Origin of the sequence: Aliiroseovarius sp. S2029, assembly GCF_023195575.1 — a bacterium.
Lineage (GTDB): Bacteria > Pseudomonadota > Alphaproteobacteria > Rhodobacterales > Rhodobacteraceae > Aliiroseovarius > Aliiroseovarius zhejiangensis.
This window is the reverse complement of sequence record NZ_JALPQE010000008.1, coordinates 29,819-43,410: the sequence shown is the minus strand read 5'-3', so window position 1 is coordinate 43,410 and position 13,592 is coordinate 29,819. Positions and strand designations below refer to the sequence as shown.

The 13,592-nt window shown below is 62.9% G+C and carries 11 protein-coding genes; all 11 read right to left on the bottom strand.

Translation table 11 applies throughout. The features are described from left to right. Window positions 1–189: 189 nt before the first annotated feature. The 11 genes from MUY21_RS14655 to MUY21_RS14605 all read right to left on the bottom strand — a co-directional run bounded on the left by MUY21_RS14655 (window position 190) and on the right by MUY21_RS14605 (window position 13,571). On the bottom strand, window positions 190–1,074 hold the full coding sequence (locus tag MUY21_RS14655; protein ID WP_248411085.1) for a zincin-like metallopeptidase domain-containing protein: 885 nt from the start codon (window positions 1,072–1,074) through the stop codon (window positions 190–192). Window positions 1,075–1,479: 405 nt separating this feature from the next. Next, window positions 1,480–1,974, bottom strand: coding sequence for a hypothetical protein (locus tag MUY21_RS14650; RefSeq protein ID WP_248411084.1), 495 nt, complete (start codon window positions 1,972–1,974; stop codon window positions 1,480–1,482). Then, window positions 1,975–2,247, bottom strand: coding sequence for a hypothetical protein (locus MUY21_RS14645; RefSeq protein ID WP_248411083.1), 273 nt, complete (start codon window positions 2,245–2,247; stop codon window positions 1,975–1,977). Between the two features lie 35 nt (window positions 2,248–2,282). Then, a complete protein-coding gene (mobQ, locus tag MUY21_RS14640; protein ID WP_248411082.1) occupies window positions 2,283–3,581 on the bottom strand; it encodes a MobQ family relaxase in 1,299 nt (432 codons plus the stop codon). Window positions 3,582–4,410: 829 nt separating this feature from the next. Then, window positions 4,411–6,297, bottom strand: a complete 1,887-nt coding sequence (locus MUY21_RS14635; RefSeq protein ID WP_248411081.1) for a type IV secretory system conjugative DNA transfer family protein — start codon at window positions 6,295–6,297, stop codon at window positions 4,411–4,413. Between the two features lie 14 nt (window positions 6,298–6,311). Next, window positions 6,312–8,228, bottom strand: coding sequence for a relaxase/mobilization nuclease domain-containing protein (locus MUY21_RS14630; protein WP_248411080.1), 1,917 nt, complete (start codon window positions 8,226–8,228; stop codon window positions 6,312–6,314). Next, window positions 8,221–8,895, bottom strand: a complete 675-nt coding sequence (locus MUY21_RS14625; protein ID WP_248411079.1) for a ribbon-helix-helix domain-containing protein — start codon at window positions 8,893–8,895, stop codon at window positions 8,221–8,223. Before MUY21_RS14625 ends, MUY21_RS14630 begins: the two co-directional genes overlap by 8 nt. A gap of 774 nt (window positions 8,896–9,669) precedes the next feature. Beyond that, window positions 9,670–9,876, bottom strand: a complete 207-nt coding sequence (locus MUY21_RS14620; protein ID WP_248411078.1) for a hypothetical protein — start codon at window positions 9,874–9,876, stop codon at window positions 9,670–9,672. 1,391 nt (window positions 9,877–11,267) lie between these two features. After that, entirely contained in the window at window positions 11,268–11,492 is a 225-nt protein-coding gene (locus tag MUY21_RS14615) for a hypothetical protein (protein WP_248411077.1), read from the bottom strand. Continuing rightward, window positions 11,492–12,508 carry a GSU2403 family nucleotidyltransferase fold protein gene (locus MUY21_RS14610; protein WP_248411076.1) on the bottom strand — a complete coding sequence of 339 codons (1,017 nt, stop codon included), beginning with the start codon at window positions 12,506–12,508 and terminating at the stop codon, window positions 11,492–11,494. The genes MUY21_RS14615 and MUY21_RS14610 overlap by 1 nt, the downstream gene beginning before the upstream one ends. A 133-nt stretch (window positions 12,509–12,641) precedes the next feature. After that, window positions 12,642–13,571, bottom strand: coding sequence for a DUF2493 domain-containing protein (locus MUY21_RS14605; protein WP_248411075.1), 930 nt, complete (start codon window positions 13,569–13,571; stop codon window positions 12,642–12,644). Window positions 13,572–13,592 lie beyond the last annotated feature (21 nt).

Below are 13,592 nucleotides of genomic sequence, written 5' to 3'. Positions count from 1 at the left end.
TTGCCTGTCTCTGCGTCCGGGCATGAAATGCCCATCCGCGCGAAGCGCCGGGCCTGTCGGCGGGTGGCCTTCAGGTTGCCCGCCGATAGGTCACCCTGAAACCCTCCTCGCCCAAGATCACACCACAACGCAACGCAAAAGACCCCCACCCGCCGACCGGGGCCTCGATCCTCTCGGCGGTACGGGCTGTTACTCAGCCGCCATCCGGTCAGCCTGCACGGTGCGCTCCATGATGTAATCCACTGCCTTCTGCGCCTCGGACGCGGCGCGGAATATCGCGCGGCTGTCTTCCTTCATCGCTTCCAGCCATCCTTCGACATAGGCGGCGCTTTGGTCGAATTCAGGCTCCACCCCGATCTGCGCGCAAAGCATGCAGTTACCAATCTCCGCGACCAACTCCTCGAAGGCATAGGCCTTGCGGTCATTGAACCGGCCCAAACGATCCAGCCGCTTTGCCGCGCCTGTCCAGTGGACTGTCTCATGGGCCAAGGTGCCGTAGTATCCTGCGGCCTGGTGGAACGTGCCAATCGGCGGCATGTGAATGCGGTCGGTCTTGATGTTGTAGCACGCGCGCGGCTCCTCGGTCACGTCGATCTGCGCACCTGTCGCAGCAAAGAACGCCTCCAGCTCGGGGTCGGCCACAGTGCCAAGATCACGGGGCGGATCAGGCAGGATGTAGAATTCAGCGGGCAAGCCCTCGATCTGATCAGCGTTGAACACGCGGTAGGCCTTGGCATAGGGAATCTGGCGTTCCTCACCGTTCTCGTCCTCGCGCTCGACGGTGCCGTACTTGACCACTGTTGCGGATTTCTCGCCCTTGCGGACATGGCCCCCAAGCTGTTTGGCCTGATTGAACGTCATCCAGCGGGCTGAGCTGTAATCCTTTGCCATCGCTGTCGCCCAAAGCATCAGGATGTTGATGCCCCGATAGGCCTCGCCGTTGAACCGTTCCGGCAAGCTGACACCTCCTCCTCCGCCGGTCCACGGCTTGCGCCAGGGCGGCGTCCCCGCCTCGATCTGCGCGATAATCTGATTAGTGACATGGGAATAAACGTCAAACTTCTCTGCGGTCATTTGTGACCCTCCTTCGCGTGACGCGGGCCGGGTCTTTTCCCCTTTCCGCCGATGGGCGGGCCTTCCTGTTCTGATCTTTGGAATGCCCATGCATTCCGAAGGGCAGAGCAGGTAAGGGCAAAGCCCGTCCTGCGGCCTGGCGGGGCCGTGACAACCGGGTGGAGGGCGTGAATTTGGGAGGGAACCGCGCGCCTCGCGCGTGGGAGGAACCGAAATTCTCGACCGGAACCGACGCCAAAGGCGGCGCTTGCCGGTTTTCTCGGACCTGCCGGGATGGCAGGCGGATCGACAATATTTGGAAACTGTCAGGGCCGGGGTGAGCGGGCGTCAGCCAGTCGATCCCCCGCCCTGGCTATCGCTCACAGCGAGACCGGCGCACTGCCGGGGTCACAAGCTTCTGATGCGCTACGGCGTTCTGACTCCCAGTTCGTCCCAATGAACCTTGATCTCTGTCCGTCCACCCCACTTCAGAGCGCTGCGATCTACCATCCTCCCAGCGATCTCAAATTCCTGGTTGATCTTCACAACGAACAATTTGCTGAAGTTGCCAGCAGAGCTGATCGTCACAAAATCGCGTGCCTTGAAGGGCGTGATCGTTTTGACTTCTATGAAGTCGTCACCCAGCTTGCCATCCGAACCCTGGGCATAATTCCTGTGAAGCTTCACCCCGTAGGTAATAGCCGCGAAGAGCTCCCCAATGTCGCCATAGACCTGGAGGTGCAGACCTGTCTGCAAATGATACTCCTCGGCGAGCGACAATAAATCTTCGAAAATCGGGATCAGCGCCCGATCCGCGTTCGGATATTTTGCGCCCCATTCCTTGTATTGGAGCTGCCGGTTGATCTCGTCCCAGCTAACCCATTCGCCATCATCCCAAATGGCGTTGTCAGGCCCAAGCATCTAGTGAACTGACTCGGGAAAGCTGTCGAACAAGATCACGCGTCCAACGCCCTCGTCCGGATCTTTGACCAGAACAAACGGCACATCGGAGCCATCCTTCTCGTAAAGACAGCGGTACTTCATCTTGCCATCGAGCGGATCGCGCACCTGGTCGTAACGGTAGCTGTGGGGGATGCCCTTCTCAATCCAGCCTTCAACACCTGCGGGCGTCACAAGTGATAGCGGTTTGCCGTCCAGCAAGATCGTGTCGCCCACGTTGAATACTTCATACATCCGGTCTGTCTCCTCTGTCATGTCATCGGGTTGCGTCACAGGCTGTGACCTTCGCCACGATCCCTGTCCCGCGTGTTTTCATTCTCGTCGTCGCCGCGTTCCTGTTCGCGCTCGTCCTCGATCTCCAGCTTTTCACGCGGCTTGTTCAACACGTCCTTCAGGCGCTCGTTGACGGATGGCTTGCGCGCCGCGCGTCCTGTCTCCTCGCCCAGATCATACTCGCTGTGGCCATCCAGCTTGTGAACCGCTGCCTGGCCGTCGCGACCGGCGTCCTTTTCCATGATCTCCTTCAGCCGCTCACGCGCATAATTGCGGCCTTCCGGCCTCAGTGTGTCGTCCTGGTCCCGTGACCCGCCCACGACGCGCGCCAGACGCTCTCGGAAGTCATCCGGGTTTCGGTCGCGGTTGCGGTTGCGATCTTTCGCGGTCGCAGCCCTGAGCGCTGCCAGACCGGCAGAGACACGGCCCTGCCCGGCCTCGCGCTCGATGCCGTAGGTCTCGCGCGCCAATTCCAGCCGCGCGCGCATTTCGCGAAACGCGGCGCGTGCCTGGCGGGCGGCATGGACCACGGCACCGCGCTCGGTGACGGGTTTGTATTCCCGTCCCTGGCGCTCGGCCATCGCCTTGGCCCGGCGTTCCATGGAATTGGCGGCTGGCCCCAGCTTCAGCTCGGGGTCGCGGTCCAGTTCCTCCGCCGTCAGCTCGTCACCCCGTTCCAGCGCCGCCTCGCGCTGCGCCTCAAGCGACCGGTGATCGACGCGTTCCACCTCCCCTGCCCGCTCCAGAGCGCGGTTCTGCAACTCGGCCCAGAGGCCTCGCATCTGCTCGATCTCGACGCCACCGGTTTTCGCGGAATCGAGCACGCGGGTCTTGGCTGTGAAACCCTCGGCCTCCAGCTTGCGGGTGGAGGTCAGGACATGGGCATGGTGATTGCGCTGATCGCCTTCCCGGTGCGGCGAATGGATCGCCACATCGACGGCCACGCCGTAGCGGCTGACAAGTTCCTGGGCGAAGTCACGGGTGATCTGAGAGCGGGCCTCGGCACTGATCTCGGACGGCAGGGCCAGCTCCCACTCGCGGGCGGTGACGGAGTTGCGGCGGGTCTCGCTGGCCTCGACCTCGTTCCAGAGGCGGGACCGATCCGTAGCCCAGTCCGGGGCGTCCTTCGGGGTCAGGATGAAGGTCTCCTCGATGCCCTGCTTGCGGGTGTAGTCGTGGACGCGGCCTTCGCGCTGGCACTCGATGCGCTCCCCGACACGGTAGGCTGCTGCCGCCGTGGCAGAGCGCCCGGCGCTGCGTTTGATCGTCTTCACCGAGAGGTGGTAGCTCGCCATGCGCCCTCCTCTCTCAAAGGCGATAGTTGCCGCCGTGGCAGAGCGCCCAGCTCTTGGCTCGTGACAAGAGCTGAGGTGTTGGTGCAGAGTGGGGATGAAGCCCAACCTCTTCCGGTTCCCTTCGGAAAGGGCTTCGTCCTCCCTGTTGGGCGTAAGACGGTGGTTTTGGAGATCAGTGATCCAAGACCGCCGCAGCTTTGCGCAACCGTCTTTTCCCCGGAGGCCCGCGCCCCAAATCGCAGTGCGCGTTCGCACCGCTGGGGCTGGAGTGGAAAAGACAGCCTGCCCGAAGCGAGCCTCTGGCTCACTGAGGCGCGGGCTTGCCAGTGATCTGCCCCCAGATCCCCAGCCTCATGGGGGGCGGGATATGGGGACAAATCACTGACGGTTTGCCGGGGGCAAACCCGGTTCGTGTTGGCGCCGTGAGGTCCGACGACACGAACCTCCCGCAGGGGAGACGCCAGCGGCAGACCGGCCCCCACCGTGGGGCATCGGGTAAGACACTGGCGCGACCTTGCGGGACGCGATCCAACCGCCGAGGTTGGTTCTGGAGGGTTTGGGAGGGCGAAGGCACCTCCCATTCCGGCGCGCATCGCGTCGGATGGAGTTCGCCATCGGCTGAGGCCCTGCCTCAAGGAGATCGCACGCAAAGCTCGGAACCGTAGGTGAAGAGTTTGCATAAGTGCGCTCTCAGCGATTTTTCGCAACACTGTATCACTGGATGGCATCTGAGCGGCTCAGAACGGACTGCTGGGTGGCAGCACTATAGGACAATGACCACGGGGGTCACGGCCCATCGCCGCGTTTTATTCCACGGCGCACTGCACGCCTACGCCCCCAACAAATCCTCGATGAAACTCTCCTGCCGGTCGAGCACCTCCTCCCATTGAGGCGGCAGACCATCCTCACGGTCCAGCTCTTCCGCGCGAACGTCGTCGGCCTCTGCCTTCTTCGGCGTAGACCGCATCACCCGCGCCTGACGCCGCCGCGATCTCTGCGTGCCGACGGGCTCCTGCTCTTCCGCATCATCCTCATCATCGACCCAGGGCCCCGCACCTTCCACGCTCGGCGGATAGGGGAACGCCCTGCCCTCCTGCCGCGCGACCAACTCCCTGAAGACCGGATCATCGAAGTACTTGATCCGCTGGGCCTTGATCGGGTGCTGGGGCGAGGCGAGGATGATGACCTCATCCGGATCCAGTAGCCGCGCCTCGGTTTCGGAAAGGAGCGGCCGTTCCTCCAGCCGCGCCGAGGTCGAGGTCGCGCCCAGGAACCCCTTGTTGCGGCCATACATGCGGGTGACGGCTTCGCGGGTCGTGCTGCCGACCGCGGCAGAGACCTCCCGCACGGTCCGCTGATCGCGGGGCGTGATGTAGAGCTTGAGCCCCGCCCCGTTTTCGAGGCTCTCGCGGCCTTCGGGTCCATAGATGCGATCAAGCGCCGCCAATGACTGCGCGATCAGCGCGACGCGCCCGCCATAACTCGCCAGCGAATGGATGGCGCGTTCGAGATAGGGCATAGCTCCCATCTGCTGGAACTCGTCGATCATTATCATGACGGGCCAGGGCTCGTCGGGTCCCGGCTCCTTCAGGCGCAGGCAGGCGATGAGATCGGCGAACATGAGCCGCAGGAGCGGTGCCAGCGTGGCGATGTGATCTTCGGAAACCACGATGTAGAGCGAATGCGGCTTGCGCCGGAACTCCGCGAAGTCGAAATCGCTCGCCATCGTCGCCGAGCGCACCGCCGGGTTGTCCCATTGCTTGAGCCCGGCCGTCATCAGCGCCTGGATGTTCGAGGTCAGGAGCCGCGACGAGGCGCTCGCCGCATTGGTCCAGAGCTCCTTGACCACCTGTTCGTCCGCCTCTTCGGCATAGGCGCCGTATTGGGCGTTCTTGTAGTCACCCCCGGTGACGATCTGGTTTACCGCGCCGAGATTGGGCGTGCCGCGTTGGATAGCCAGAAGGCAGGCGGCGACGAAGATCGACTTGCCGGCTTCCGAGAAGGTATCGAGGGTCTTGTTGTCCTTGTCGAGGAAGAGATCGGCCAGGATCGACACCTCCGTGAACTGCTGCGCAAAACTCGGATATCTGGCGATCCGCGCGAGCGGGTTGTAGCGATGGGTGCTGTTGGCCCAATCGAAGGGGCTGAACCGGAACACCTCGTCGCCGTTCAGCGCTCTGAGCCGCGAGGTCTTGTCGAAGTTCTCGCCCTTGACGTCTAGCACCACGACCGAGCCCGCGAAGGCGAGCAAGTTCGGGATCACGAAGCCGACCCCCTTACCGGCCCGGGTCGGGGCTACCATCATCACATGCGGGATCTCGGTCGAGGAGATGAACTCGGATTTCGATTTCGGCTTACCAAGCTTACCGCAAACGAAACCCTTGCCGGGGCTCTGCAGCATTCCGTTCTTCCGGAGCTCCGCCTTTGTCTGCCAATGGGCCGAGCCATAATCGTCCTGCTGGCGTTTCCAGGACCAGGCCGCCGCCAACACGCCGAGCCCGAGGGCGCCGAACCCGACCGACCCGAAGGCCACCTTGAAGGCATCCGGGTGCGCGGCGCGCAACCCGGCGCTCGCCTGCCAGACCGCGAACATGTCGAACTGACCGAACCCGGTCCTGAGCGCAAGCGCGAGATAGAAGCTGGCGACGATGGTGCCGAGGAGCGCGCCACAGACCAGGCCGAAGGGAACGGCCGCCCAGAGGGGAATGGGTTTCATATGGGGACCTCTACTCAGAGTCCGAGCTCGTCGTCGCGGTCGAGGCCAAGCTCGCGGGCACGGTCCCGCTCGGTCTCCATCTGCCGGGCCAGCTCGGTCGCCTTGTCCTGCTGCAGCGCCGCCGCGCGGTCGGTGAAGACCTGATCGCCGGTCTCCTCATGCGCCATTTCGAGGATTTCCTGCGTGACCGCGATCTGGTCGAGCTTGCCGGGCAGCGCCTCTTCCAGCACCGTGTAATTGCCGCGGCGCAGCTCGGCGAGACCTTCCTCGCCCAGCTCCTTGAAAAGCTCCGCCTGCAGGGTGCGCTCGATCACCTCTTCCTGCTGCTCGCTGAGCTGGCCCTCTTTCAGCATCTCGGCGAGCTCCTGTAGATAGGGGTTCGGGCCGCGATCCGCGTCGTCGATCAGCGTCAACTCCTGCCCGTCTTCGGCATCGAGCCCCCTGCCCACGGGCACACCCAGTTCGCGCGCCCGCTCCAGGATCCGGTCCATCACGCCATCGACCTTTTCGAGGGCGGCATCGAGCTCGCGGTCATTGGCGGTCTCGGTGGTGAGCCCGTCCTTTGCCAGCACGGCCCCCATGTCGCGTTCGACCCAATCCTGCGCCAGCCCGTAATTCGTGGTGCCGCCCGCGGCGATCCGCGCGACGAGATCGTCCCGGTCGATCCCCGCCTCTTCCGCCTGCGATAGGATGTCGGCCAATGTTTCGTCGCGGCCCGATTGCAGCGCCTCGATCAGACGCGCATCGCCCGCGCCTGGCGGATAGGGCTCGGTCAGATCACGCCCGAACCGCGCCCTGAGATCGGGGTCCGGCACCATCTGCGAGAGGTCGCGGATGATGGGTGCGGCCTTCACCTCGAAACCGGCACGAGCTTCCCCGTCGAGTTCCTCAGCCTTGAGACGCAGCGCCTCGATGGTGCGTTCGGAATACTCGATCGCCTCCCCGACGGTCCGGATATTGTCCATGTCGATCTCTCCTGCGGTGAACTTGTAAGGCGTGTTGGTGCCGAGCCCCTTGGCCATGGTCCGGACGGCCCGCGCGAGATGGCTCTGGTCCATGCGATCCAGCAGGTCGCCGAGCGCGGCGTAATCCTTGGCGAAACCCACAACCTGGGACTGGGCGATGGCGGACTCTTCCGGCGTCATCGCGATCTCGCGCGGCAACCGGGCCTCTTCCTTGGCGCGGTAAATCTCCTCGATGCCCGCGGCCTTGACGAAGATGCCGCGCTCCAGCCGGGTCGTCGCATCGAGCATCACGCCATAGGTCTCGGCGATCTCGGCCTGTTTCTCGCGCATAAGCTGGGGCGACATCACCCCCTCAGCCCAGCACGAAAACCAGGTGCCGTTCTCGCGGCCGCGGTTGTTCAGGACGATATGGGCGTGCCGGTGCGCCCTGTCGTCATGGACCGCGAGCACGTAGTCCCAGTGGTCGCCATAGGTCCCGCTCTCGAAGAAATGTTCCGCCCAGTCGAGCGCGATGTCGCGCACCTTTTCGGTGCTCACATCGGTCGGGAAGGAGAGCAGCATATGGGAGGTGAAGCCGAGCTTGGTGGTGCCACGCCAGGTCTTCGACCAGGCCTCGATGATGTCGTCTTTCTGCTCGTCCGAAAGCACCGCCCGTTCGTCGAGCGGGTTGGTCATGGTGGAATAGGTGAAGACCGCCTTGTCGTTGATATAGGAGAGCTGGTTGCCGAGACTTCCCCTTGTCTTGCACCCCCCTGCCCGGATCCGCTTGAAGACCGCTGCCCGGCTCTGGCCGGAGGCCGCCTTGGCGATGTTCCGAAACGAGAGTCGCCCGACCCGGGCGTAGCTGCGGCCCTGCCGGCGCCCGGCAAGCCGCGCGTCGATCCGTCCCTGGGCCTTGCCGCGGATGCGCTCGTCCTCCCAGAGACGGCCCATCACGGCGGTGTAGAGAGCGAGAGGATCAGCCATTGAGGGCGTTCCGGTTCTCAGGGGGCAAATCCTGTATCGGGTTTTGCGCCTCAAGCTCGCCGAGAGGCAGCGAAACCCGATCCGATTGTGAACCGGAACGCTCAGCCCTCCTCTCTGCATTCCGCATTTCCACCACTTCCGGCATCCCGGCGCCGCGCTGGACCTGCGCGTGATCCTTCATCGCGCCGAGCTCTCGTTTCATCCTCTGCGCCAGATCGACCAGCTCGGAGACCAGGGCTCGGTCGGCCTCCGTCAGCCCCAGCCGACCCCGCCGCACCTCCTTGGCGAGCGCCATTCCGGCATCGGTCAGATCACGACATTGGCGCCACGCTTCGACGAAACCATCGAGCCGATCCGCGGTCACGTCCAGCACGCCGCAGCGTGCCCGTAGGACCGCCTTCAGGGCCTGACTGCGATTGGAAAAGCCTCTCGCGCGCCACTCCGCATCGAAGGCTTCGAGCTCGGATTGCGCGGCCCGGAAACTTACAATTTCGGACGGGTCACGGACCTCCACGCCCTCGCCGCGATGTTCCTTCGCCAGCCGCGAGATATGCCGCACGGTAACACCGTATTCGACCGACAGGTCCCGCGCCGCCTCGCCCGCATGGGCCCGCCGGGCAATCTCGATGCGCTGTTCGAGCGTCAGGTTCTTGCGGGCTCGGCCCATCACAGGTGTTTCCCGCTTCCGTTGAGAAGATGCATGCGAAGACGCGCGCGAGGCAGCGTTTGCCTACAAACGCGTTCGCGTGCGGTGAAGCATTCATTTCTGCGGGAAACGCCCATCACAGACCCCTCGGACAAAATGTGTATACATTGGCCATATCCTGCCAACGTCGCTATTTTCTCCATTTTATATAATTCGTGTGTTCAATGCAAGTCGCATGTTCGAACGATTCAGGGATTCGGCGCACCCAAGCCGCCAGTCTAATCCAGCCGTTGCGCTGGCGCCGCGCCCGAAGACATCCGGGTGACATGGGGTTAGGGGAACCGGTGATGTGAGGCCCCGGCGTAAGGCGCCGCTGCCGACGTGCGGCATCAGCCTTGCCCCCGCTCCACCCGATCCCCCCACCGGCTTCACTTGCGCCCACGCCCGAGGGTCTGGCCGAACACGCATGTGTTCGGACGGAAACGAGGGGCGGCGCACAATCCCCCCGACGGGGCTGACGGACAGGGTCAAGGGTGGCCAGATTTGGCCCGCCAAATCTCTGCCGGAAAAACCGGCGGGCTTGAGCCCGACTGTTATTCCGGATGGCCCCCTTGAGGCTGGCCGGCAGACCTGTTGTTCCAGGCGATCTCTCCGATCCCCCGTCAGGACCGCTTACGGTCCTGACACCTTCCCGGGGGCATCGGCCGAAAGCGGGGGTTTCCGGTCCTGGCGCAGCCAGCCTTCCCTGGAACAGGGAACGGGCCGCCTGATGGCGGCCCATCCTCGTCAGAGGATTTAGTCCTGCGGGTCCTTTGCGCTCGGCGGGAACATCACCAGCTCCTGGACCGCGACGGGGAAGTCGAGCTTGAGGCTGAAGAACTCCGAGCCGTCCCCGTTGCGGGTGTTGCGGAACATGGCACCCACGCGTTGGAAGCGGGTGCGCTCCTGGCCATCGGTATCGGTGTACTTGACGGGGACGGTGGCGACGTAGTGGTTGGTCATTTGGGTTACTCCTTTTTGCGATTGGGATCGACCGGCACGGGGGCAAAAGGCCCGGTCGCAAGCGCAAATGCGGAGGGTTCGCGCGCACTGCGCGTGGAAGCCGTATTTGTGTTTGCCGGAGCGAAGCGGAGGGAACGGGCGGCCCGCCCCCGTGCGATCCACATCGATGAGCAAAAAGGGAGTGACCCGAATTTGTGCCACCACTTTAAAGCCGCCATGGAACCCGTCGATCGTGACCGAAGATGGCCTGGTTCGTTCTGACCCAATGCACCCGGATAATGATCCGTCACGCTCACGATTTGACGGGTCAGCGTTCCGCCGCGCGCGAAGACCCGTCGCCTATGTCGGATGGGCGCGTCTGCTATCGGCACCAGGCTTGAGGGCGTGAGGGACAGCTGGTGCGACCACATCGGTATGGCACGGCCAAACCTTCAGCAATGAGCGTGCTGCTCACGTCCCGACCGTCAACGAACAACAAGCCGCAGACGCGCCCAAAGTTGCACTGATCCGTACCCTCTGTCCCGGGCCAACAGGAACAAGCCACCCGCTCAAATTTTATTGATGTCGCACCCTGCACCAATTGACCAAGACGCGCTGTGGCGCGCTCCCCGACCTCACGCTCTGCAGCACATGAGGGTCTCCATGTCTCAGGCGCGTTAAATCCAACGAGACGCACATTCGCTGTCAGGCCTCGAACATCGATCGTATCACCGTCAATGATCCGCACATCGCTCGCGCGAAGCGACCGGTCCTGCGAGGGTGGTCGCTCTGCCGGTGGCGCGACCGGTGACAGGAAACTGGACGACATCCAACCCGTCCCCAAGTTAGACCGAATTTGGCTCCACTGGCCGTCATCGCGAAGCTTTTCGACGCGGATTCCCTCGCTCAAGACACCCATAACTGCATTCGAAGTAGACGGCCCGGCACGTTGGTTGACCCGTGTCCCTGTCACATAGACGAAAGCGCTGTTTGCCGTTTGCGATGAGGGAACCGCTGACGGACTGTAGGGTGTGGATCGCGAATTCGACGTCTCAAACAATGATCCAACCAATGCGAAGAGCCCGACAGCGAACAACAACGGCACCATGATTTGGCGTTGAGCCTTGCGCACGGCTCGCCGAGGTGCATTGATCGCGCGGGTTACGGAGATCGGACGGGGCCTCGCCTGAACAGTTCTGGTACTGCGCTTTGGTGTTGGTTGAGAGGTTCTGTGATCAGGAGCTGACCTTGTCTGGGCCGGTTTTTCCCGTTCCAGTTTCAGGACTTTGTGCAGGCTCGCATACTGCGCTTTGCTCAGGCGCGTCTCCGTCCCATACCGCTGAAACCGTTCCGCCGTATTTGTGAGAAATGACACTTCCCAATCGTTCGCCTGCCCGGACCGCAAACGCGCATCAATGCGCGATTGAATCTCTTTGGTGCGTGCGGGAGAAAAAGGCATCGAGAAAAACCTGGGCGTGTATTGAGCTGCGCAACAGATGTCTCTGCCGCACGGCCACATTAAACTGGAATTGCTCAGAAATACCATCCAGCCATTCCCGAAACCAGATTGGCTGGATTGCGATCACCAAGTTTTCGACTCCCATTGCTGGAGTTCGCTGCGACACCGCTACGGCCATCACGCGTCCAGGCTGTCGAGGATCGCCTTTGTCTCTGGCATCCGCTTCAGCGAGTTGCCGATATGCTCGCGCCAACGCGGTCCGACCTCCAGCGCGGTGGCATAGGCGCGGGCCAGATCATCGGGACGGTCCTCGGCCATCGCCTCGATCAGGAAAGCCGCCTGCTCCCGGTCCTTCGCAGACTTGAGGCTCCCCGCTCCGTCGCGCCTTCGATCAGCAATGATCAGTTTGTGGACTGCATAACGCTCCGGGCGGGGCACCTGCACCAGAACGCCGGATCTATAGATCGCCGCCGCGTGGATCGGCTCAGCGATCAGGAAGTTGAGATAGTTCAACGCCTGGGCGTTCACGCCCAAGGCGGGCAGCTCTCGAATGGTCTCATCTCCGAAGGCCGGTGTGAGGAACTCGACCAGCTGACCGCTGCCACCCTGAGCCCATCGCCAGGTCCGGCCTTGGTCACGAGCCGGCAGGGGATCGAATTTGAGCGCCGAGAAGGTCTCGGCCAGACCCGGATCAACCTGATCCTGTAGTGCAATGCTGAGCTTTTCGAACTGGGCGATGTCGATGTCGCCGGTATTGGCCATGCCCCCTAAGGGCAAACGAACACCAAGCTCGCCTTCATAGAGGCGAAATGCATTGGTCCCGACGATGGTGCCACCCAGGCGGAAAGTGCCGGCTGCAGCCATGGCCGACAGGATGGACCCCGTTGCCCGGTCGGTGGGCGTCAAGCCTTCGGCGCGCAAGAGTCGAACCAGCCGCGACCGTTCCGCTTGCCGCTCCTTGGCAGTCGCGCGCAGCTCTTCGATCCGATCGATGCGCGCGCGCGTCTCGTCGCTGTCCTCACCGACATAGATGAACTGCATCTCGGTTCCGATACGGCGGGCCGCGTACCAATAGGCCTTGTCGCCGCGCTCCTTGAGCGTCGGCTTACCTTCAACGCCGGACAAGGCGTCATCCTTCAAAAGACGCACCAGATCGGTATAGGCGCTCATCGCGATGCTGCTGAGAGGTGTCATGCCAATCATTTCCAAGTTTTGCTAGGCACGCATATACCTATCAAAATTGAAAATTGCTAGGCATAAAAAGTTTACGACATCATCACGCCCATCAGGAACAACGAAAGGGCCGCCCGAAGGCGACCCTCTCAACTCACGTCTCGGCTGTCTTATTCGCCAGGTCCGCGACCCGCATGACCGCCAGACCTTTCGCTTCCGCTTTCTGCCCGAGGTTCAGCGCGACTCCGTTGCCGCCGAAGAGCACGACGCCTGTCGCCGCGAATTTGTCGTCCAGCATCTCGTCGTTGCATTTGAACGGTGCCGCCCGCCCGTGTGCGGACCAGCGCGGATCGAACCGCGCCTGCGCGACCCCGCGTGCGCGGGCCCACCGGGCCGCGATCATCTCCGCCCCGTGCTTGCCACCCTTGTGGCAGAGGAAGATTTCCTGATTGCGGTTCTGCCTGATCCGCTCGCGAACCTTGTCGAGCGTATTGAAGATCACATCGACATCGGTCCAGTCGGTGGCGCCCGAGACAATCAGGGGCACCCCCTCGACTTTCGACTTCTCGGCGGTCTCGCGGTCGTGCTGCTCCAGGAGCTGCCGTGCCTCGAAGACAGCGCCTGTCTCCTGCGCCCGGACGCTGGCGCGCGACCCGGATGCCGGGATGAAGGCGTGGCCCGTCTCGATCTCGTAGCATTCCGCCGCTGCCTCACTCATCACCTCGATGGCGCTGACAATCTCGCGCAGCTGCAGAAAGCGCGCCTGCGCTTCTTCGAGCGCGGTCTCGGCGATCTCCGATCCGTCATGGGATTTTGCCAGTGCGCCGATTTTGTCGGCGGTGCGGTCGATCTCCTTGCCAAGTGCGACCTTGCGCCGCTGCAGTATCGTCGCCAACCCATGGGCCAGCGGTTCGATTTCTGCTTCGAGCCCGGTCCCGCGCAACTGACCAAGCAGAGCCTCGAAGCTCTCGCGGATGACGCGGTCGGTCAGGATGTGATCTTCCGGGATCGGCAGCTGTGCATCCTTCTCGGTCAGCCCGAAAAGCTCAATGGTCTCGTAGGTGTTTGCTGTGTCGTAAGCCATATTCATTCTCCAGATATTGGG